This is a genomic window from bacterium (assembly GCA_035281585.1).
In the GTDB taxonomy this organism is placed as follows: Bacteria; UBA10199; UBA10199; order DSSB01; family DSSB01; genus DATEDP01.
The window spans coordinates 1-22,987 of the sequence record DATEDP010000025.1; the positions used below are offsets into that span (position 1 = coordinate 1).

Consider the following 22,987-nt stretch of genomic DNA (forward strand, 5'->3'; position numbering starts at 1 on the left):
GGCCCACTTGCCGAGCTTCCCGGTCGCCAAGACCTTCTCGCCGAAGGCCGCGCTGCCGAGGTGCATGCCCCGCATCGCGAGGAAGAGGGCCGTATTGGTCTTGAGATCCTTCCAGAAATTCTGGTCGGCCGTCTCGTTGCCATAGACGTGCTTCTCGCCCTTGGCATGGAGATAGGTGAAGGTCGCGGCTTCGACGCCGACGCCGGTCACAACGGCGGTGCCTCGGCCGACGGCTCCAAAATTCTTCAGCCAGGCGGCCATCCGGAGACTGGCGTAGCCACCGGCGAGCGGTGCCGCCGCCATCGCGGCGATGCTGGTGGGCTTGAACAGCTCCTTGGTGAAATGCGGCATGCCGTAGCCGACCTTGGAGCCGAAATCGCCCTTGCCTTCCAGCATGGCCATGAACTTTTTCACGTCCCGCGTCATCTTGGCCTGGTGTTCCATGGCCCCGGCGGCCGCGAGGTGCTTGCGGCCCGGGGTCTCGCCTTGGGTCAAGGGCGGCATCTCGACGTAGCCGTGAACGTCAGGCAGCTTTTGAAAGTGGACTTCTTTGGTCAGCCACATCTCGGTCTGGGGATAGCCGGCCTTGCTCAGGGTGCCGGCTTCGCCGGTTTCCATGTTCTGGAGGTGACCGAGATAGGATTGGCGGCGCTTGACGATGTCGGGCTCGGCGCCGATGTCGAGGATGGCCGAGATCGTCTTGTCGGCGAGAAGCTGCTGGCGCATCTCCTTCTCGGCCGGGCTCAGGTCCGATTCCTTGACCTCGTTCAGCAAGGTGTAGGCGCTGGCGGTCGGATTCATCGGAGCATTCTTCACCGCCTTTTTCAGGAGGCTTTCAATGGTGTTTTGCTCCTGGATTTGGAGGCGGTTGTAGCCCTGGGCCTGCTTCATCTGAGGCAGAAGCTCTTTGCGAATCTCTCCGGCCAGGATGATCTCGGCGACGGCGGCCCCCTCGATGGCGGGGACCGGGGTCGAATCATCGAGCTTTTCCATGAAGGCCAAAGCGCTCGCCGCCCCATCGGAGGCGACCAGATCCATCATCACGGGGGTCAAAGTCTGCCGGTAATAGTTGCCTCGTTGGGCCGGGTCCATCGAAACGGCCGCCGCCAGCTTCTGCTCGAGCTGCGGGATGAGCGCTCCATCCTCGATTTTTTGGAGCTGCTCGAACACCATCTTTTGCTCGGGCCGGAGGTCCGGGATGCCCTCGAATACCTTCTTGAGGCTTAGCTTGGGATCCTTTTCCAGGGCGGCGACGACGTCGTCGAGCAAAAGCTGGTCGACCATATAAGGCGCGACCACCTGGAAGTAGGCCTGATAGCGCTCAGCCACCGTCGGCCGGCCGGCCGCGACGGCGACCAATTTCAGGGCTTCGCTCTTCTTCAGCCTATCGAGCAGCTTCTTCTCATGGTCGTTCAAGTCGCCGAGCTCATTGAGCAAGGTCTCGAGGGGCTTGGTCGGATCGTCCTGGGCCTTCAGCTTGATCTTCTTCAGGAAGCCCTCGGCCGCCTCCATCTCCGGCGGCAGCAGCGTCATCGCCTTAAGCTTGGCGACCTTGGCGTTTTCGCTCTTCTCCATCGCGAAAGTCTGGAGGATCTCGAGGCTTTCGGTGGCCCCGTTCTTCGGCATCTTGGCGACGACCAGATCGAGGACGTAACGAGAGCTTTGGAACAAGCCTTTCTCAAAGAGTGGGCCGCGGGCGAACTCGAAGTATTCCTTGGCCTGGAGGTCGCGGTCCTCTTCCTTGGCGATATGGGACAACTGCTTGACGAGGGGGTCGGCCAGGATCTTGCCGGCCAAAGCTCGCTCGGCCTCGGTCAGGAGACGAGCCTTGTCCTGCTCGTTCATCTCTTCGGGCTGCTTGCCTTTTCCGAAATCCAAAGCGGCTTGCAGGGCCTGGAGAGTGTCGGCCGATTTCAAGTTCTTGTCGAGACCTATCAGGGCCTTGGTCGACAGGCTCTTCAGCGAATCGCGATCGGCCGAAGAGTAGCGCGGAGTGTCGCTGAGCAAACCCTTGCCGGTCTTCTCGCCGACCTGGATCTGCTCTTCGACCAAGTGGCTGATGGCGCCGAAGCCTTCCATGACCTTGGGCGCCTTGACGAAAAAGCCGAGGGCCTTGTCGAAAACCTTCTTGTAGGCCGGGGAAACCAGCCGCTTGGAAGTTTCATGGGCCTTGTCGAGATCGCCATTGGCGAGGGTGAAGATTAGGTCGGCGATCTGAATCTGCTCGGTGTGGCGCTTTTTCTGCTCGGGATCGGTGGCCGCCGCGATCGCCGCTTCTTCCCGCTTCTGGAGCCGGCCGAGAATGACCGCCATGTTATCGGCATCGCCATGGATCAAGCTGGCATTGAGGCGCAGGATGTCGTCCCGGAATTGGGGATCGACGTCGTTGCCGTAAAACGCCGAAATGAGGTCGGCCTGAATCCCCTCGATGAGGGGGAGAACCACCATTTGGACTTGAGTCAGCTGACCCTGGGCCATGGGGTTTTCGAGCAGAGTCGGCAGCCCGATGTAGCTTAAGTGGGGCGCGAGGTAGGCCGCTTGGTTGGCCACCGCTCTAAAAACCTGCTCTTGGCTGGCGTCGCCGAACTTGTTCCCGTCGATCGCTTCCTTGATCCGCTGAGCCGCGGTCTCGACCTCGCCGCCTTGGGGCGCGGCCAGAGCCTTGGCCTGGCGGGCGATGGCGCTCAGCCTCCCGTTTTCGAAAGTCCAGCGCTCGCCGTATTCCAGCACGCCGGCTTCGCCGCTCGAAGGCTTGAGCGAGTAGGTGACGAAAATCTGGGTCTTGTTGCCCGCGACCTGGACGCTGGTCTTGAGCGGCGGATCCTTGAGATTGAGGGCGAAGCCCGGGCCCATCGCCTCGCGCAGCGGCGCCAAATAGGCCCCTTCCTTGTCCAGGGTCTCGAAGAAGGCCGGATCCATCTCGCCCATCGCCGGCGTCTTCTTGTTGCGGGCCATCGCGGCCAAGGTCTTGCGGAAAGAGGCATCGGACATTTCGGGATATCCGGCTTCGGGCGTGACCGTCGCCGGCGCCACCTTGAATTCCGGCGCGTCGGTCAGGATGTCGGGAACGAAATGCGAGATGAAGGCGCGGGCCGCTTCGAGGTTGGGCACTTCCAACGCGTTGAGGGAGTCGGCCTTCTGGCTCAAAGCCTGGTCGCCGCTCAGCTCGGTGGGCACGATCACGTTCCGCTTGTGGCCGACCAAGGCGTTGGTCTTGGCGTCGAGGATGAAGCTTTCCTTCACCAAGAGATGGCCGGGGCTGCCGTCGTCGTTGAGCAGCGCGAAGGTGAAGACCAATTCTTTCACCAAACCCCGGTTGATCACCGCATAGGAGCTTTTTGGGTCGCGCGAGCGCAGGGTCAGGCCCGAATCACGGGCGCCGACGACCAGGCTTTGGTAAAAGCCGAGGTAGTTCGGATTGTCTTCCTCTTGGTCGCCGTTTTGGATCTTCCGGTTGTTGAGCTTTTTGAACAGCTCGAATTGCTTGTCGCTGAACGGACGGTTGAACGAGAGGGCGGCGGTGGCCGCGAAGGACGAAAGCTGCTGGCCTTGAGCCGACTGGCCGGCCTTTTCCTTGTAGGTCTCGAGCCATTTTTGCCACTCGGCCTTGTTCTCGCCGCGGCCGTTGTACTCGAAGCTGCGCTTGTGCTCGTGGATGGTCCGCTGCTTTTCGTCGAAAATGAAGGTGTCGCGGAGGAGGATCCGGCCGTCGGTGGCATCGCCGTTGCCGTCGATCGGGATGAGGAAATGGACGGCCAGCTTGCCGTCTTGCAGCTGCTCGATTTCGGTTTTGGATTCAACGTCGGCCGGCTTGAGCTTCAGGCCGGTCGAGTCGACCAGCTTGAGGACCGTGTCGTAGAAGTATTGATTTTCTTTCAGTAGGTCCCGCGTCTCCCGAGACAACGCGGAAGTGATCTTCCCACCCATGGATGTGCCCCCCAATGGTGATACCTAAACGAACCCAACCAAGCATTTATCGTCGGGGGATTAGAAAAGTTGCCGAGGGGGGAGCAAAAGAAGATTCTATTGTAATTTCAAGTCTTTAGCTAAGTTAATTCGGAGCTTGCCGCCGTCGAGGACCACGGTGTCGCCAGGAACCACCTGGTCGGCATTGCCGGCGGCCACCTGGCGGTTGGCGCCCCGGTCGTTGGTGATGACCAGGCCGCTCTTGGCGTCGATATTGGTCAATCGGTAGCGGTCGCCCTCGAGCCGCTCCAGCCTGAAAAGCGCCTTGTCACGAAAGGCACTGAGAAGACCAGCGCCGCGTCCGAGGTTCAGGAAGAACTCGCCGTTGAGCGGCTGCTGGGGATCGCTGAGGTAGAGCCCGGCGTCACCTCCCCGCCGGCCGACCAAGATGATCCGGGAGTCGCCGAGGTGCATCGGAACGACGCCCCGATCCAGTTGGGAAACGTCGGCCTGGGGCTGACGGGATCCCGAAGTGGGGCTCGGGCGGTAACTGCTGGCAAAGCTTTCCATCGGGATCGGCCCCGGATTCGGCGGCTCCGAGGAGGTTTGGGGGACTTCATCGAGGGAGAAATTATTGCCTTCGGCGTGGAAGCGCATGTTGAATTGGCCGACGGTCACGATGTCGCCCGATTTCACCGGCTTCCATTCACCGGCTTTCCTAGGATCGCCCTTGCTGGGATCGCCCACGGAAATTCGTTCTCCGTTCAGATAAGTCCCGTTGAGGCTGCCGGCGTCGCGAACCTCCCACTGGTTGCCATTGCGGCGGAAATCGAGATGCTCGCCGGAAAGGCTGGGATGATCGCGGAACTGCTGCCGGCCCAAGCGGATTCCGAGGGGATCGGTCACCGGGAATTCCAAGTGGAGGGGCGCCTGGAAGCTGGCGGCCGGTTGATGGTTGTGGCTCGAGCCCTTGAGGGTGATCGCCGTCAGGACATTGTCACGGAAGATATAATATTGGGCGGTGCTCTCGCTGGCGCCCATGCCGAAGATCATGCCGTTGGTCAAGATGCAGGAATCGTTCAGCGGATAATTTTGGCCTTGTTGATGGACCCAGAGCTGGGTGTTGGCAATCGAGTTGCGCAGCAGGAACTGGCCTTTCGCTTGGTCCCATTGAATCAGGCCGATCTGTTGTCCCTCAAGAACGAGCGGCACCGTCTCGCCCGCTTGCAGGGGTCGAGGCCGGAAATTCGGCGACGGCCGGTAATACTGGGTGCTGGGCGGGACGATCGAGCCGCCGGTTTGGACCAATTGGGCGCCATCCCATTGGAAGTGCAAATTGCCCAGCTGGACCGAATGGCCGACTTCCAAGACATGCTCCTTGCCCGGCGGCCGCTGCTCTTTGCGGGGAATCATTTCGGCTTGAATGTCTTGGCCATTGAGCCGGGTCCCATAATTCGAGCCTAAATCTTGAATATACCACTTGCCATGGACTTTCCGGATCTGGAGATGGTTTGGCGAAACCCCGTAATCCGGTATCTGGTCGTAGCCCAGAATGAAGGGCGCATCCGGCGAAGGCCGGAAAACCATTCGACCGCTCGGCGTCGGATCAGCCACCGGGGCCACTGGAGCCGGCGCGGCGGCGGGCCGGGCCTGGGGAGCGGCGGCCGCGGGCTGTCCCGGCCGGGGAGCCGGGGCCTCGTTTTGCAAAACGTGGGGACGGAGGGCGACTAAACGGCCTTGGTTTTCGGCATTCACGCTCCACTGCAGCTCGACGTGGCCGAAGCGCAGCTTGTCTCCGTTCTTCAGCTTATGGCTCTTGCCGGACTTGAGCTCCTTTTCGTTAACGAAAATGCCGTTCCGAGCCTCGACTTCCTCCAAAATCCAGTCCTTGCCCCGGCTGCTGATGGCGAAGTGCTGGCTTGAGACCGATGGCTCTTCGAGCACGATGTGGCCCTGGTTCCGGCCGCCCCGGTAGACATGGTTCTCGCCCGGGGCCAAATCCCAACTGCGAATTCCGTTGGCCCAGCTCTCGGGGTTCGACCAACCGCGAGCCGCGCGGTTGGTCTGGGTTTCCTGGCTAAAGGCGATATTTTTGATGTCGGCCGCATACCCGATCGGCCCCGCGTCAGTGCCGGGGGTCGAGTCGGTCGGCCGAACCAAAATCCCGTCGATGCTGAAATACCGCATCAGCTGTTGGACGAACTTCTTCGAAGCGATCGTGTCCGGGTTGTAGCTATGCTGGGTGCTCGGGACGGACTTGTGAAGCCCGGCAAACCATGAAGCCGCCTGGGCCGCCCCCTCGCCTTCCCCGAACACCTTGTCCAAGGACGCCTGATATTTGGCTTGAACCGCGGCCACTTCGGCCGGAGTCGGAGGTTGATAGGGTTGATCCGACTCCATGATCTTCTGGTTGATTTCCCGATAGAAGTAATTGAGGTTGAACAAGGTCGGAGACGCCAAGGTCGCGGGATTGAATAAGTCGGCGATATCCGGCGCGGCTTTGTGAAGGTTGGCGAAAGCCTGCGCGACCGTCGAGCCTTCGGCGCCGAACATGCGATGCAGAAGGGTTCCGTGGGCGGCTTGAACCTGCGCGAGCTCCTCGGGGCCGGCCTTGGTGAAGACCTTGCTCAATCCCTTGATGGTTCTCAGAATTTTGATCGCCGCCTCGCCCTTGGCGGCGTCGGCTTTCTTGACGTCTTGGAGAAATCTTTCGGCGACGTCGAATAGCTTGATCTGGCCCACCCGGTCGGCCGCCTGGAGCAACTCGGGACTGATTTGAGCTTCCAGCTCGGGGTAACGGTAATAGAGCTCGACGAACTGCTTGGCCGCTTCGTTGCCCGACGGGGAAAGGCGCAGGCGTCCGGCTTCGGCGACGGTGCCGTAGAGCTCGGCCAAGGTATTGGTATACTTGTTGGCGAGGTCCTGCTGGATCCCGACCTTGCTTCGCTGGCTGGGCAAAGGCGGCGGAACCGGCGAGGGAGTCTTAGGCTGGACGACTTCCTTGGCCATCGCGGCTCGCCGTTGGGTTTCGGCCAAGCTATGAACCGGCCAGAGCTTGCCATAGCCTTGAGGGATGATCGATTGGGCATTGGGGGTGACCAAGCCCTGCTCCAAGTCGATGACAAAGACGTTGTCGGCATCGTCCTTGACGTCGATCCGGCGCTGCTCGCCGAAGAAGCTTCTCTCGGTGCCCGGATTCCTCATCTGCTGCAGGGCCAAGTCGTGCCAAGCTTCGGCTCGCTGGCTCTGGCCGGACGAAGCTTTGAGACCCCAGCGAATGTGGTCGAAAGTATTCTGGTCGGCCTCGCCAAAGGGGCGCGGCAATTGCCTCAATTCGGAAGAAGTCGCCTCGACCAGCGCGGGGCCGACCGTCACGCCCCAAAAGCCGTCGCTGCCGATCAGAACGCGGTCGCCCTGTCGAATCCCCTGCACCCCGTACAAGCGGGGGCTTTTGGTTGCGGGGTTCGACTCGATTCCGATACCGCGGACGATGTTATTGTATTTTCTGATGTTGAGCTTGCCGATGTCGCCGGCGGTCGCATCGGTCTCGGTGATGCCCAATACTTCGAATTCACCGGCGGCATTGGGCCGGGCCCAGAGGATATTGGAGTCGCCCTTGGTGGCGATCGTCGCCTCATTGCCGACCATGACGATCACCGCCCCGGTTCCGGTCGGGTCGCTCAGCTTGCCGCCTTCGGCGTGTTCCTCTTGGGCGGTGGGCTCCGGTTTTTGCCTCGACAAGGCCAGCTCGCCATGCTCGAAAAGCTCGCCGGCGCTGGGAATGCGGCCCTCGTGGACGGCCTCGGCGACGCGGGCATGAACGCCCTGCAAGAAGGAGCTCGAGGCGAGGTCGCCGCTCTCGTGTCCGCCGGCTCCGTCGGAGCCGGCCAGGACCTTGACTTCGCGGCCGTCGGGCAGCTTGAATCGGGCCATGTAAGCGCCGTCTTCTTGGTACTTCCGACCGGCCTTGGTGGTCCGAGCCGAGGCGGTGGAGCCATCCAGGAATTCCAAAGTCAGATCGCCTTGCTCGCCGCCGGCGACGATCTTGGCCTCGCCGGCCGGGGCTCCATCGGCTTGACGGAGCACCACCGAATCCTTGACCCTGAGCGAAACTTTTTCGGCCCGCGGGTCCACCCGGTGGAAATAACCTTCGCCGACACCGGACGAGCGGAGATTGTAAGCGGCCAGCGCCACCTCGGGATCGACGCCGACTCCGGCATTGTCGAGCTCTCTTTCCAGCTCTTCGATCCGACGAAGGGCATCGTTGCGCTCGCCTTCGAGGGTCCGAGTCTGGATGATAAGCTCGTTTTCCTTGATCTCCAGCAGGCGGACGGTCTCTTGGGCATCCTTGGCCACCCGCAATTCTTCGCGGGCGAGCTCCAAGTCAATCTCCAGGCTCTCGATCTTGCCTCTTTGTTCTTCGAGCGAGGCCCTCTGCTCGACCGATTCCTGGCCGGTGGCCTGGCTTTGTTCCCAGACTTGGGTGATGTCGCCGTTGACGCGATCGATCTCGGCCTCGAGCTCGCGGACCCTGGCCTCGAGCCGGCCGATTTGGGTCTTGCCGGCCTCGACTTGGGCTTCGAGCTGGGTCCGCTCGGCGATTCTCTGCAAGGCCTGGCCTTCCAGCTCGGCGATGCTGGTCTCGCGCTGCCGGACCATATTTTGGAGCTCCGATTTTTCGCGGAGCAGATCCTCGACCCGCTGATTGGCCGCGGCTTCCGCGTCCTTGGCGGCGCTGAGCGATTTGGCCATGGTCAAAATCTGTTGGTCCAAGTCCAGGGCCGCCCGTTCGGCATCGGCGGCCCGCGTCTCGGCCTCCTGGGCTCGAGTCTCGGCGGCCTGGGCCTGCCCTTCGAGCTCCCGAGCCCGGGCTTCGAGCTTGGCGATCTTGGGCTTGGCCTGAGTTTCGTATTCTTCGGCGGCGCGGGCCAAGGTGACGTTTTCGGCCTGAGCTTGAGTAAGATCGCCTTCTAAGCCAAGAATCCGCAGCCTTTTTTGACCAAGCTCGGTTTCGGCATGTTCGGCTTTGCCTTCAGCCTCAGTGGCCCGCAGTAGGGCAGCTTCGGCCCGGGCTTTTTCAGCCTCCGCGCGAGCTTCGGCAGCCCGGACTCTTTCCTCGGTTGCCGTGACTTTTTGCTCGGCGGCGGTAGCCCGTGCCTCAGCGGCGGTCAATTTTTGTTTCTCAATGGCTAGCTCGCCGGCTAAGCGAGTGGCTCGGGCCGCGGACGCCTCGTGTTGACTGGCCGGGGCCTGCAGGGCTTCGACCTGGGCCTGAGCTCCCGCGAGCTCGGCCTCGAGCGTTTGGAGGCGCTGCGCGGCAAGGGCCGAAGTCGCTTCCACCTCCTCAACCCTGGCTTGAGCCAAAGCTTCATTCCTACTCGCTTGGAGGGCTTCATCCCGAAGTCTCTCGGCCTCGGCGGCGGTCGAAGTCCGCAGCTCCTCGAGCTCCCGGGTCCTTTCGGCCAAATGGCCTTCGGCGGTCTCGGCCCTTTGCTCGGACCGGCCCAGCTTGGTTTTCGCCTCCTGTTCGGCTCCTTCAGCTTTGCGCCGAACTTGTCCCAGCTCGGTCTCCACCTGGCTGAGCTTGGCATTGGCTTCGCGCGCCTTCCCCTCGGCTTCTTCTCTGGCTTGCTCGGCAATGCGGGCTTCCTCGCGCAGGCGGTCGAGGGCAATCCCGTTTCGGGCCTCGGTCTCTTCCACCTCGGCGCGTAGGTTGGTCAAGGCGGTCTTTTCCGCTTCCAGCGAACGGTTGGCCTCGCCCAGCTGAGCATCGAGCTCTTCGGCCCGGGCCTCGCTTTCCGCCAACTGCCGCTGAAGATCGATCAAGTCGCGTTCCTTGGTTTCGAGGTCGCCTTTCAGCGCCCCATTTTCCGAATTCAAACGCTCCTGCTCGGCTTCGGCCTCGCGGCGGACTTGACCGATTCGCTCTTCAAGCTCTTGAACTTGAGTCCGAAGGTTGCCGGCCTCGGTTTCGGCATTGGTCAATTCCCGTATCTTGGCGTCGCGCTCGCGCTCGACCGCGCGCTTCTCGCCGTCGAGGCGAGCGCGCTCCCGGCGCGTCTCGTCCTTGGCATCGCGCGCATCTTTTTCGGCTTTGGTAAGAGCCTCGCTTTTCCTCCCGAGTTCCTCCCGGAGCCTGCTCGCGGTCTCTTCTCTTTCCTTAAGCTTGGCCTCCTGCTCCCCTTTTTCCCTGGTGAGCTGCTCGATCTGGTCGCGGGCCTCCGAGGCGGCGGTGGCCATCTCGGCCGCCTTGATCTGGATTTGGCTTTCCAGCTCTTGCTTGGCGCCGTCCAGCTCGCCAACTTGAGTTTCGAGCTTTTTGCTCTTCGCGCGCTCGGCCCTCAAGACCTCGCCTTGTTCGCGGAGCTCTCGCTCGGCGCTCTCCAGCCGGGTCTTGGCCCCGGACAGATCGCTCTCGAGGGTGGCGACTCGGGCCTCGGCCCGCGCCTTGCCGCCCTCGGCATCGGTGGCCTTCTTGCGCCAAGCCTCCATGCTGGCGCGGAGCTCTTCGGCTTCCTTCTTGGTTCGGGTTTGCAGGGCCTCGAGGTCGTCTTTCTGCGATTGGGCCGATCCCTTGGCCATCTCCACGTCGGTTTCGAGGCTCCGAACCCGGCGTTCGGCTTCGCCCTTCTCTCGCTCCAAGGTTTTGATTTTTCCTTCGAGCTCGCCCCGATTCGTTTCCAAAGCCTGGATGCGCCCTTCGAGCTGGCCCTTTTGCTCTTCGAATTCCTGGCGCGCCTCCGAAAGCTCGACCTGAGCCGTGATGTCGATTTCCGGTTCCTTTTCGATCTCTTCCTGTAATTGGCGCTCCAGCTCCTTGGCTCGGGTCTCGAGCCGGGATTTCTCGGCCTTGGCATCGATGAGCTCCCGGTCGAGCTCGCCCTTCCGATTCCGCAGAGCGTTCAAGTTACGGAGCATCGACGCTTTGCTCGATTTCTCGCGCTCGAGCTGCCGCTCCTTGGCCTGCACAGTGCTTTCGGCGATGCGCAAGAGGCGCTCGGCCTTGGACAAATCGGTCTTGGTCTGTTCGTGTTGAGATTGAAGCTCTTCGATCTCGGCGCGGAGGGTAGTTTCACGAGCTTCGGCGCCCTCGGCCCGGCTGGTCTGTTCGCCGAGGTCGCGGCGCAGACCTTCGACGGTGGTCGCGGCCGTCTCGATCTCGGCCATTTGTTGCTTGACCTGGTCTTCCAAGCCGCGGATCGATTCGGAGAGCTCGGTCTCCTTCCGTCCATGGTTGGCTTGGGCTTCTCGCATCAGGCCGCGGAGCCGCTCGTTTTCGGCATCCTTGCCATTCTTGACCCGCTCGGCGGTTTCCAAATCCAGCCTGGCGCCCTTGAGCTCGCGTTGGACTTCGGTCAAAGAAGCGTCGGTCTCTCGCAACTTACCGCTCAGCTCGGAGGCTTCGCCGCTCTTGGCATCCAATTTACTCTGAATCTCGCCTCTTTCACGCTCCAGGGCTTTTTGGACTCGGTTCAATTGCTCGACTCGCGAGCGCTCGGTTTCCAACTGATGGTTGGCTGTCTTAAGCTGGGCGTCGGACTCTCCGAGCTTGTCGGCCAGCATCTGGGCCTCGGTTCTCGTGGTCTCGACCTGCTCTCGGAGCATTTGGATCTCGGCGGCGCCTTCGGTGAGCGCTTTATCCTTGCGGCCGACGCTCGTTTCGAGATCGGAGATCTGCTGGGCCATGCGGCCGACCAGCTCCGACGCCGCGGTGTTTTCTTTATTCCTGCTGTCGATGTCCCGGCGCAGCTCGGCGATCGTGGCTTCGAACTCGGTCCGGGCCGTCTCCAGCTCGCCGACCTTGGTCTGAGCCTCGGTCAAGGCCCGATCGATGCCCTCGCGCCGCTTGAGCTCGGCATTGGCCGTCTCGATCTGGCCGCGCAATTCGGTGGCCTCTTGGCCGGACGCGGCGGCTCGGATCTGGGCCTCGCTTTTTTCGGTGTTGAGCACCTGGATCTTTTGCCGGAGGGCCGCGGCCTCGGCAGCCGGATTCTCGAAGCTGAGCCCCAAATCAGCGGCCTCAGCGTTATTCTCGATCTCCTGAAGCTTGCCTTCGGCGGCTTCTCGCGCCTCTTTCTCCTGCCGGGTTTCTTCCTTGGCTGCTTCGAGCTGCCGAGTCCTTTCGGCAACCTCGGTATTTTTCTCGCCCAACTCCCGCTCGAGCTCGCCGATCCGAGTGCCCTTGGCCTCGGCCTCGCTGCGCTGATTCGCGGCCTCGCCTTGGGCGCTGCCCAAATCGTTGCCGAGCTCGGTCACCCGGGCTTCGAGCTCGGTGATGGCTTGAGTCTTGGTTTCGACTTCGCGCTCGGCCTCGGCTCTTTTGGCTTCGACCTCGGCCAGCTGGGCCTCGAGGTTCCGCACCTTGGAAGGACCCAGCTTGGAAAGCCATTCGCGGGCCGAGCCCAGCCCTTGGCGGACTCGGGCGCCCCAGCCCTCGGCCTCGCCGGCCGGTTTCGGCGCGGCGGCGGTCTTCGCCGCCGCCCGCGAGGCCCGGATCTTCTGGAGCCAAGGTCCAAATTCAAAACCGCCGCCGGATTTGGCCGGACGCTCCGGCGCGATCGGCGCGTAGCTGGCCTTGGGATCGAAGCCTTCGATCCGCATCTTCACTTCGCCCAGCGCCGGTTGGAGACGGCCCATCGTCGCCCGGTTGGCCAGGTTGAAGCCGACCATGGCCTGGCCGTACATCACGGTCGCGTCGAAGAAGTTGGCGGCGAAAGTCTGATCATTGTCCGGCATCCAGCCGGCTTTTCGGCTGACGGCACTACTGGCCTGCATCGCGAAGATGCTGCCGAGATGGTTGGCGGTGCCGGCGCTGAATTGGCCCAGCTTGGTCAAGGTCGGCGCGCCGACTCCGGCCTCCGGCACCCAAGGATTGCCCATCAGCAGGCGGCCGGTCGGAGTCGGCTGGAAGAGGTTCGGGCCGTGGGCGGCGGTGCCCTCGCGGCCGCCGAAGCGGATCTCGCGCTCCCGGACCTTGAAATTGAACTTGCCTTCGGCCGCCCGGCTGCTGGCCCAGCCGGTGCCGGCGTGGACCGCCCGCATGCCGACGAACATCAGCATCGAGGAAAGGATTTCGTCGCCGGCGCCGTTCCAGGTCCGGTCGGAGCCGTGCGAAAGGCGCTCAAAGCCCCGGTGCATGCCGGTGAAGGCCACCGATTCGCCGAAGACGCCGAAGCCCGAGGCCGCCAACTTGGTGCCCCGGCCGATGCTCTCGATTTTCTTGGCGTCGTAAAGATATTTCGCGGCGCGCAGTCCGCCGATCTCGAAAGCCGCCCCCGCAAAAGGCGCGGCCATCATGCCGGCCAGCATCGAAGGCTTGGTCACTTCGTGCTGGAAATGACCCAGAGTCATCTCGAGCTTGTCGCCGAAGTTGGCCTTGCCGTTGGCCAGGTCGAGCAGTTTCCCGGCCTTGGCCCCGAGGGCCGAATCGTCTTTCAACAGCGAGGCGATGGCGGTGGCCGTCCCCGGATAGCCCCGCTCGCTGAAGAGCCGGCCCTTGGCCAAATGGAGGAGCCCGCCGTGCCGAAGCTCGGTGTCACGCTCCTGAGCCAAAGAGAGCAGCTCGCGGAACAGGGCCGATTTGAGGAGCCGTTGGCGCTGGGCCTGCTCGCCCTCGCTCAAGCTCAGGCCTTGGAGCAGGGTTTTCAGGTTGCCGGCCGGCGATTGATCCCGAGCTTCGGCGAGCTTTTTGAAGAGCGACTCGACCTGGGTGATTTCGGCATTGACGTCGACCTTGCTCTCGAAATTGAGGAGCCCCTCGGCGTGGTCGGCCCGCTTGGCGACGTCTTCCTTGGCGAAAACCTCGAGGATCTGGAGGGCTTGCTTTTGAGCGGCGTCGAGCCCGGCCGGGTCCTTGACCTTGAAGAGACTTTCGCCGGCCGGCGCTTTCAGGCTGGCCGCGAGCAGCGGGGTCAGGTCCCGGGGATTGGGATTCTGCTGGGGAACGAGGTAGGGCTGGAGATTCTCGGCGAAAGCCTTGGTCTCGGCCATATCCGGCGGCGGCTGGCGCTTGAGGCTCTCGACCAAGGCCCGGTGCTTCTCGGCGCTTTCGGCCTTGGGGTCCGACAGCCAGTCCCGGCTGAAATTGGTGAATTTACCGTCCTTGAAAGTGAAACGATCCTTCAACCAAATCCGGCCGTTTTCGGGCTTGGCGTCGTCGTCGGCCACCCATTTCAAAATCAAATCGAGCTGATCGCCGTCCCGGATCACCTGATAGTGGCTTTCCTTGTCCCGGCGCAGCTTCAGGCCCTCGAGGTCGAACCGCTTGGCTTGGGTGACGATGAGGCCGTTCAAGCTGTCGAGATAGCGCCGCTCTTTTTTGAAGGCCTCTTTGAATTTCTCCAGCGGCTGCTCTTGCTCGTCGACCATGGCTTGGCCGAAGGTCCGGGCCACCGAAAGGCCAAAACTTTGCACAAGCTTATCGCTTAAACCGGGCCCATTCTTGACCAAGGCCTCGTATTTGCCGAGCCAGCCTTTCCAGGCGGCGACGTCGCCCTTGCCATTGTGCTCGAAGCTCCGCTGGTAGCCCTTCAGCACCTTCTGGGTCGGATCGAAGACAAACTTGTCCTTGAGATAGACCCGGCCGTCGCCGGCTTTCTCGTTGTCATCCAACGGAATGATGAAAGTGACTTCGATGTCGCCGTTCGGCTTGACCTCGGCTTCGGTCTTGGCTTCGAGGTCGGAAGGCTTGAATTTTAGGGGCGTTTTTTGCGGATTGTCCCCCTTGCCGTCGTAGAGATCTAGGACGGAGGAGAAAAAATCTTGATGTTGCTTCAGTAAGTCCCTGGTTTCCCGAGACAAACGGAAGGAAGCGTTTCCGCTCACCTTGTGCCCCCAAAGTGCTATTCGGAGTGATTATTTTATGATCCCAGGTATTTCACCCTATTGCGGCTTTATCGCCGTGGTGGGGGAAAAGTTGTCAGCAGAAGCCTGCGCAAAAGATCTCCCCTCCCCCCTGCGGGAGAGGGGTCGGGGGAGAGGGGGTGCTGCATAAGCAGCGGCACCTTAGCGCCCCCTCTCCCGGCTCGAATCGTCGAGCCACCCTCCCCCCTTGCGGGGGAGGGATATATTAATGTTATCGGCGCCAAAGCGGAGAGCCGGCGACGTAAACGGCGGCGATTCTTTCGGGGAAAGTTTGGTCGACCAAGCCGGCCGGAATCGAATCGTCGTCTTCGGGCGAGTCGACCAGGATGAAATCGGCCTGCTTGTTCTTGGCCAGGCTCCCGATCTCCGAATCCAAGCCCAAGGCCTTGGCGCCGCCCAAAGTGGCCGCCTGAAGAATGGCCGAGGCCACTTGAGAGCGGTCGATTTCGCCCTCGAGCCGATAGACCACCGCTCGCATCTCATCCCAAAGCTGAAGGTTGGAACCCGAAGCCTTGCTCAAGGTGCCCAAGGCCCAGGGCGAGCCCTCCTTGAGGATCTTGTCCCAAGGCACCTCGCCGGCTTGGAGCTTCTCGAAGGATTGAGGCGAAAAAACCCGGACGCAGCCGGCCTTGTCGAGGAGAGCCGAATCGGTCGGACCCAAGTGGAGGGCCCCGACGATCGAGGGCTTGGCCTTGAGCACCCCGATCTCGTGGAGATATTGGATCGGCGTCATCCGATGGGGCGGCGGAATTTTGTCGATGCCCCAGCCGGCCTCCTTGAATAGCACCGAGGTGACCTCGCCCTGGCTGTCGTAGAAAAATTCCATCTCGCTGAAAGTGAGAGCGGCATGGAGGTGCAGCGGAATGCCCATCTGAATCGCGTGGCTGCCGAGGATCCGCAGCATGTTCTTCGAAAGGGTATAAGCCGAAAAAGGCGCCAAGCCGGCCTTGAGCTTGGGATTTTCCTCGTGGAGGATCTCGTCGACCAAGGCCAAGGCCTGCTCGAACTCGTCCTGGGCCAGGGTCCGTTGGATGTTTTCGATCTCGGCCAGGACGACGACCCGCAGGCCCGACTCGCGGTAGAGCGGCACCGCGATCGGATAGCGGCAGACGTCGCCGATCGTGGTCACGCCGGAGCGGCGGACGATGTCGAGGCCCTCGCCCAGCGACTTCTGCTGGTCGCCGAGAGCCAGCTTGGACTTGAAGCGCGAGACGTTGACCAGCCAGGCCATGAAAAGAATCCGCCCTTCCTTGGTCTCGGGCAAGGGATGGGGATATTTTTCGAAGTGAGTCAGCGAAAGATCGGCATGAGCGTTGACCAAGCCGGGCAAGAGGCAATGGCTGGAGTACTCTTCGACCTTGGCTTGGGGGAAACGCTGGGTCAGCTCCTCGGGCCGGCCCACCGCCAGGATGCGCTCGCCCTGGAAGGCCAGGGCGCCGGGCGAGAGGATTTCGCCTTCGATCGGAATCAGGTGTTGGGCGACGATGACATGGACTTCGGCGGTTTGGGGCGCGGAGGTTGCCATGGAGCTCCTTCGAAATTTATGGCCGCAGCGGGCCGTTGTCGATCAAGCGCTTGCCGTTGATGTAAACCGCGAGGATCAGGCGAGCCGGCCGCTCGACGGCGGCGAGCGGCGCCAACATCTCCTCGTCGACGATCTCGGCGTACTGCACCATGGTGAATTTTCCCTGAAAGAGCAAGCCCTGGACTTGGTCGAGAATGTTTTTGCAGTCATGGGTCCCCTGCTTCACCAAATCCTGGGCCAGGGCGATGGAGCGCGAGATAGCCAAGGCCTCGCTCCGCTCCTCGGGGCTGAGGTAGGCATTGCGCGAGCTCATCGCCAAGCCGTCGGGATCCCGGACCGTCTCGACGCCGATGACTTCGACCGGAATATTCAAGTCGGCGACCATCCTTTGAATCACCTTGAGCTGCTGGTAGTCCTTCTCGCCGAAAAAGGCCCTTTGCGGCTGGACGATGAGGAAAAGCTTGGCGACGACGGTGGTGACGCCCCGGAAGTGACCGGGCCGAAAGGCCCCGCAGAGGCCGCGGCTCAGCTCGGTGACGGTGACGAAGGTTTGATGGCCGGCCGGATACATCTCTTCGTTGCTTGGCGCGAAGATGGCGGCCACGCCCCGTTGCTCGGCCAAGTCCGAGTCGCGGTCGAAGGTCCGCGGATATTTGTCGAAATCCTCTTGGGGCCCGAATTGGGTCGGATTGACGTAGATCGAGAGGACCACCTCGTCGGCTTGCTTCTTGGCGGCGTCGATCAAGGCGAGATGACCCTCGTGGAGGGCGCCCATCGTCGGCACCAAGGCGATGCGCCGGCCCTCGGCCCGGCGGCCCAAAGACCAAGCTTGCATTTCTCGCACCGTGCGGAAGATTTGCATCGGACTCTCCTCTCCCCCCTTTGAAAAAGGGGGGTTGGGGGGATTTGAAGAGGCAACGAACCTTTCACTTCGCTCTATTTGCCGAAAACCCCCGCTTTAAATCCCCCTGCCCCCCTTTTTCAAAGGGGGGTGAAAAATTTCTAATTACTTCTTTTCTCGGAAGCTGTGCTCCGGTCCCGGGAACTTCCCGGCCTTGACCTCGGAGATGTAGGTTTCCACCGCCGAGCCCACCACCTGCTTGAGGTCGGCGTAGTGCTTGACGAACTTGGGGCTGAAATCTTGAAAGACGCCGAGCAGGTCGTAACAAACCAGGACTTGGCCGTCGCAATGGGGGCCCGATCCGATGCCGATGGTGGGGATCGGAACCTCGGCGGTGATTTCCTTGGCCAGCTCCAAGGTGATTCCCTCCAAGACCAAGGCGTAGGCGCCGGCGTCGGCAACGGCTTTGGCGTCGCGCAAAACTTTCTTGGCGGCCTTGCCCCGGCCTTGGATCTTGTATCCGCCCATCTGCTGGATCCGCTGGGGCATGAGGCCGACGTGGCCCATCACCGGGATTCCCAGGTCGACGACGGCCCGGATCGTCTCGGCCAGCTCTTCGCCGCCCTCGAGCTTGACCGAATCGGCGTGGCCCTTCTTGAGCAGGTCGCCGGCCGAGCGGATCGCGTCCTCCCGGGAGGCCTGGTAGGAAAGGAAGGGCAGGTCGCCGACCACGTGGGCCCGCTCGGCGCCCTTGGCCACGCAGTGGCAATGATAAACCATGTGGTCGAGAGTGACGCCGAGAGTGTTCTTCCGGCCCTGGACCACCATCCCCAGCGAATCGCCGACCAAAATCATCTCGACGCCGGCCCCGTCGATGAGCTTGGCGAAGCTGTAATCGTAAGCCGTGACCATGGCGATCTTGTCGCCCTTGGCCTTCATCGCGACGATTTGAGGAACCGTGATCTTCATGTCTATCCCGAGCGACAGCCTCAAGTCTTGCTGCTGATGCTCACGTAATGCTTGTCGAGCTTGGCTTTGCGCATGTTGAGGATTTCCTTCAGCAGCTTCTTATAGTCTTCCTGGTTCTTGACGATGTCAATCTCGGTGCAGTTGACCGTGAGCAGCGGCGTCTCGTCGTATTCGAAGAAGAACTGGTTGTAAGCCTGGCAGAGCCGCTCGATGTAGGCGCCGGAGATCGATTTCTCGTAGGGGATGCCCCGCTTCTTGATCCTCTCGCGCAGGGTGTCGACGCTGGCTTGGAGAAAGATCACCAGGTCGGGCTTGGCCACTTGGGCATCGAGCACTCGGTAGAGTTTGTCGTAGAGATTGATCTCCTCTTCGCTCAAGTTGAGCATGGCGAAGATCCGGTCCTTGGCGAAGATGTAATCGGAGATCGTCGCTTGCTTGAAGAGGTCTTGCTGCATCAGCGTCTTCTGCTGCTGATAGCGCGAGAGCAGGAAGAAAACCTGGGTCTGAAAGGCGTGGGAATGGGGATCTTTATAAAATGCCGGCAAGAAAGGATTCTCCTCGGCCTCTTCGAGGACGATCCGGCCTTGGAATTCCTGGGCCAGGAGGTTGGTCAAGGTGGTCTTTCCCACTCCGATCGGCCCTTCCACCGCGATGTAGCGCAAAGCCTTCACCCCGAAATCCCTAATATGCCCGAGCCGAGCCTGTCCATCCTTAACGCGCCCATTGGTAGACGGTCGCCGGGCTGACGCCCAGGCGCCGAGCCGCCCGGTAAGCGCTTCCGCCGGCTTCGGCCAAGGCCTCTTGGAAGGCCCGGCGCTTCAGCTCCTCCAAGCTTTCGCCCTGATAGCGGTAAGGCTCGGCTTCCCAATCGGCCCGGCGCTCGGCGAGCCGGGACTCCCGCAGCCTTTGGTACAGCTTGGAGGGAGCGCAACCCAGCACTTGGGCGGCCCGGCGGACATCGAGCTCGAAGTGAAGCAAGGCCTTGGCCAGGATCAGCTCCTCGAGCTCGCGCCAACTTTTGGCGGAACCGGCGGCGGCGGGAACCGGAGCCGTCTCGGCGCCGGCGGCGGCCACCGGCTTGGTCTCGCCTTTCCCCTGGAGACGCTCGCGCCAGGAGGCCGGCAAATCCTGGAGGCGAAGCTGGGCTCCGCGCCGCAGCGCGGTGGCGGCCCGGATCAGGTTCTCCAGCTCCCGGACGTTTCCGGGCCAACGATAATCAAGTAGCGGGCCGAGCAGGTCCCGGCCGAGCTTGACCTTCTCTTTTTCGCGATGCTCCTCGAGGTATTGGGCGATGAAACGCTCGGCCAAGGGTGCGATGTCCTCGGGCCGCTCTCGAAGCGGCGGCAGATGAAGCTCCAGCTCGGCGACCCGGTAGAAAAGATCTTCGCGGAAGCGGCCGGCCCGAACCTGCTCTTCCAAGCGGCGGTGGGAAGCCGAGATCAGACGAAAGCGCACCGGCCGCGGCTTGGTCTCGCCGAGCCGGACGACTTCTTTTTCTTGCAAGACCCGAAGCAGCTTGGCTTGGAGCGGCAGCTCCAGCTCGGCGATCTCGTCGAGAAAGAGCGTTCCGCCCTCGGCCGACTCGATCAAGCCGGGCTTGTCGCGGACCGCTCCGGTGAAAGCGCCGGCCTTGTAGCCGAAGAGCTCGCTTTCGATCAGGGCCGCCGGGAATGCCGCGCAGTTGACGGCGACGAAGGGGCCGGTGTGGCGGCGCGAGCCCCGGTGCAGCGAGCGGGCCAGCAGCTCCTTGCCGGTGCCGGATTCGCCGTGAATCACCACCGCCAGCTCGGTGTCGCGGATCCGCTCGACGGTGCGGAAGAGCTCCTGCATCGTCTTATTGCGGCTCAAGAAATCCATCTCGGCAAAGCGCAACAGGACGCTGGACTCGACGGCCCCTTCGCGGGCCCGCGACAGCTCTTGCTCGGCCCGGTCGAGCCGCTCCTGCAGCTCCCGAATCAAACGGCGCAGGGCCTCGGGGTCGGACTCCTCGGCCAAGCGGCGCTGGGCGGCGAGCAAGGACGCGCCGCTGTCGAGGGCCTCGACCCGGGTCGGAATGGCGCTCAAGGTCGAGGGCTCGGGGCTCTCGAAGGCCGGGGCGTTTTCGCCCAGCAGGCGGCGCAGCTCCCGGCAGTGGCCTTGTTTCTCGGCGTCGTCGGCCAAAGGCAAGAGCTCGGCCAGCAAATCCTGCAAGCGGACCCGGTCGCCTTCGTCGCGGGCGATCTCGGCCCGGGTCAAGAGCGACCAAAATCGGAAATGGGCCAGCGAGTTTTCCTGCTTGGCCATGCGGTCGGCGTCGCGGGCCCAGGTCTCGGCCTCGGCATAACGGCCCTGGCGCCGAAACAGGTCGCCCAGCTCGACCAGGGCCCGGGCTTCGAGGTAGAGGGCATGGGCATTCTTCTCGGGCAGCTTCTTCAAGAGGTTGAGGGCCAGCACGAAATGGCGCTGGGCCACCGGGTAGTCCCCGCGCTCGACTTGAATCGAGCCGATGTTCTGGGCCAGGGCCGAGGCGCTGGAATAATCCCGGAGATAATCGGCCAGCTCGAGGCCCCGGGTGTAATCGGCCAAGGCCGGCTCGAGCTCGCCCCGAAGATGCTGGGCCTTGCCCAAGCCGTTGTAGGCCCGGAGCAGGAACTCGAAATTCCGGTGGAGCCGCATCAGCTCGGAGCCGCGGCGGAAATTTTCCACCGCCGCCGAATAATCCTTCGCCAGCAGCTGAGCCTCGGCCAGGTTGTAGTGGACCTTCATCAGCAGCTGGGGATCGTCGAGCTCCTGATAGAAGGGAAGCATGGCCTCGAGGGCCGCGATGGCTTGGGCCGATTCGCCTTTGAGCAGGTAGGCGAAGCCCAAGTCTTGGTTCCGGACCTTGGAGCGCTCGGGCGGCGGCAAGGCCTCCCAGCGCCGCTGGGTCCGCTTGAAAAGCTCGATCGCGGCATCGACCTTGCCCTCCTGGCAAAGCAGCCAAGCCAAATAATTTTGGGCCCGAAGAAAACGCGGCTCGTCCTCGATCCCGCTTTCTTCAAGCAGAGCCAAGGCCCGCTCGATCCGGCCCCGGGCTTCTTCGTAACGCTGCTCGTTGATCCGAAGCAGGCCCTGACGCTCGTAAATCGAGGCCCGCAACTTCAGCTTCCGGCTCAAATCACCGACTTCCTGGGCCTCGGTTTCGGCCCGGACCAGCGCCGCCTCGGCTTGGCCGAAATTTTTATTCTTCATCAGCTCCTCGGCCCGCTTGATCCAAAGCTCGGTCCGGCCCGGATGGTCGGCGGCCGGCAGCGCCGCCAAGGTCGAATCGATCTCGGAGAGGTCGAGGGCGAGGCTGTCGAAATCGAGGTCGGCCTCGCGGAAGATCGCCAGGTTCCAGCGCCCCTGGTCATCGACCCAGCGCTGCTGCTGGGCCAGATTTTCGAGCAGGGAAACCGCCAGCTGGAGGTTGCCGCGGCTTCGCTCCCAGAGCCGCTGCAGAAAGTTTTCGGGAATCCTCTCGAGACCGGTCAGCTCCAGAACGAAAGCTTCGAGCTCTTCCCGAGTGAGAGCCGGCACCGGGACGGCCTCCACCTTCCAGCCCTGGCCTTCGAGCTTGGCCCGCAGCGCTTCCTCGGCCTCGGGCTTGAGCGAGAGGACCAAGGCTCGCGGCGCATCGGGATGAGCGACCCAGGCCTCGTCCTCGGTGATCCAAAGGTCGCAATCCTTTTGGGGCGGAGCGGCGACCCGAACCTTTTCCATCTGGAAAAGGTATTTCAGCTCTTGGGCGATGCGGCTCTTGCCGACTCCGGCCTCGCCCACCAGCAGGAAAGCCCGCCGCTCTTTCTTCGCGCCGAGGGCTCGGCGAATCTTCGCGGTCAGGCCTTGGAGCAGCTTGGCCCGGCCGATCCAACGCTCCAGCCGCCAGGGCGGAGCGAGCTTGGCGCCGCCGGCCGCCGCCGGCCGGGCGAAGTCGATCGCCGCGAGCAAGGCGGCGGTGTCGCGATAGCGGTGGGCCGGATTCTTTTTCAGCAGGGTCTCGAAGATCTCGTTCCAGAATGGCGGCACCTTGGGATTTTTCAAGCTGAGCTTGGGCGGGGCCAAGGTCAGATGGGCCTCGTAAGTCTCGGCCAAGGTCGGGCGGGCGAAGGGGTTTTCGCCGGCGAAGAGCTGATAGAAGACGACGCCCAAGGAATAAAGGTCGGAACGCTCATCGGCCGGCTCCCGCAGAATTTTTTCCGGCGCCATCGTCGTCGGTGTTCCACCGGTCGAGGTGAAGCGCGGATCGGCCAAGCCCAAATCGATCAGCTTCACCTGAGGGCCGGCTTCGCCCGACACCACGATCAGGTTGCTGCCCTTCAAATCGCCGTGGAGCAGGCGGGCCCGGTGAATCGCCTGGAGCCCGCGAATGGCTTGGAGGAAGAGCTCGCCGATCTCCTCCGGGCTCCGGCCCCGGGCATATTCTTGGCTGGTCCGGCCTTCCAAAAACTCTTCGGTGAAATAGAAGCGGTGGGTGCTTTCGTCGAAGCCGAAGTCCTGGATCCGCACCACGTTGGGGTGGCGGAGATCCTTGAGGAAGGCGAACTCGAATTTGAAAGCGGCGACGAGATCGGACTCCAACTTTTGATCGGCGATGGGCTTGAGCAGCTTGAGGGCGAAACGCTGGCGATCGAAATCGACCAAGAAGACTTCGCCGCTCAAGCCCTCGCCCAAACGCTGCAGCACCTGGTAGCGGCCGTCGATGAGGGAGGGGCTTGGCATCGTTTCATCTTAAGGCCCAATTCCAAAAAATAAACAAAAATTTAAATTCCACTTAATTTACAATAGCCAATTATTTTTTGAAAATTTAATGATTAATATTTGGAATCAATTCGACAATTTTATAATAAATTAAATAATTTCAATTACTTACTTTTTTGGCCCGG

General features: G+C 62.2%; 7 protein-coding genes. All 7 read right to left on the bottom strand.

What is annotated here, in order from left to right; translation table 11 throughout:
• Positions 1–3,927 (bottom strand): hypothetical protein (locus VJR29_01745; GenBank protein ID HKY62116.1); only part of this gene is annotated, 3,927 nt, incomplete at its 3' end.
• A gap of 96 nt (positions 3,928–4,023) precedes the next feature.
• Positions 4,024–14,730, bottom strand: coding sequence for an FHA domain-containing protein (locus VJR29_01750; GenBank protein ID HKY62117.1), 10,707 nt, complete (start codon positions 14,728–14,730; stop codon positions 4,024–4,026).
• A 250-nt stretch (positions 14,731–14,980) separates the two neighbouring features.
• Positions 14,981–16,294, bottom strand: a complete 1,314-nt coding sequence (locus tag VJR29_01755; GenBank protein HKY62118.1) for an amidohydrolase family protein — start codon at positions 16,292–16,294, stop codon at positions 14,981–14,983.
• 16 nt (positions 16,295–16,310) lie between these two features.
• Positions 16,311–17,156, bottom strand: a complete 846-nt coding sequence (gene panC / locus VJR29_01760) for a pantoate--beta-alanine ligase (GenBank protein ID HKY62119.1) — start codon at positions 17,154–17,156, stop codon at positions 16,311–16,313.
• 144 nt (positions 17,157–17,300) lie between these two features.
• The gene (gene panB, locus VJR29_01765) at positions 17,301–18,110 is read right to left on the bottom strand and encodes a 3-methyl-2-oxobutanoate hydroxymethyltransferase (protein ID HKY62120.1); all 810 of its coding nucleotides are present in this window, start codon (positions 18,108–18,110) and stop codon (positions 17,301–17,303) included.
• 14 nt (positions 18,111–18,124) lie between these two features.
• Positions 18,125–18,775, bottom strand: a complete 651-nt coding sequence (locus VJR29_01770) for a deoxynucleoside kinase (GenBank protein ID HKY62121.1) — start codon at positions 18,773–18,775, stop codon at positions 18,125–18,127.
• Positions 18,776–18,815: 40 nt separating this feature from the next.
• Positions 18,816–22,823, bottom strand: coding sequence for a sigma 54-interacting transcriptional regulator (locus VJR29_01775; GenBank protein HKY62122.1), 4,008 nt, complete (start codon positions 22,821–22,823; stop codon positions 18,816–18,818).
• Between the last annotated feature and the right edge of the window lie 164 nt (positions 22,824–22,987).

Excerpts from the sequence above, each read along its gene's own strand:
- VJR29_01755 (HKY62118.1), bottom strand. The coding sequence starts at position 16,294 with ATGGCAACCTCCGCGCCCCAAACCGCCGAAGTCCATGTCATCGTCGCC.
- VJR29_01775 (HKY62122.1), bottom strand. The coding sequence starts at position 22,823 with ATGCCAAGCCCCTCCCTCATCGACGGCCGCTACCAGGTGCTGCAGCGT.
- panC (HKY62119.1), bottom strand. The coding sequence starts at position 17,156 with ATGCAAATCTTCCGCACGGTGCGAGAAATGCAAGCTTGGTCTTTGGGC.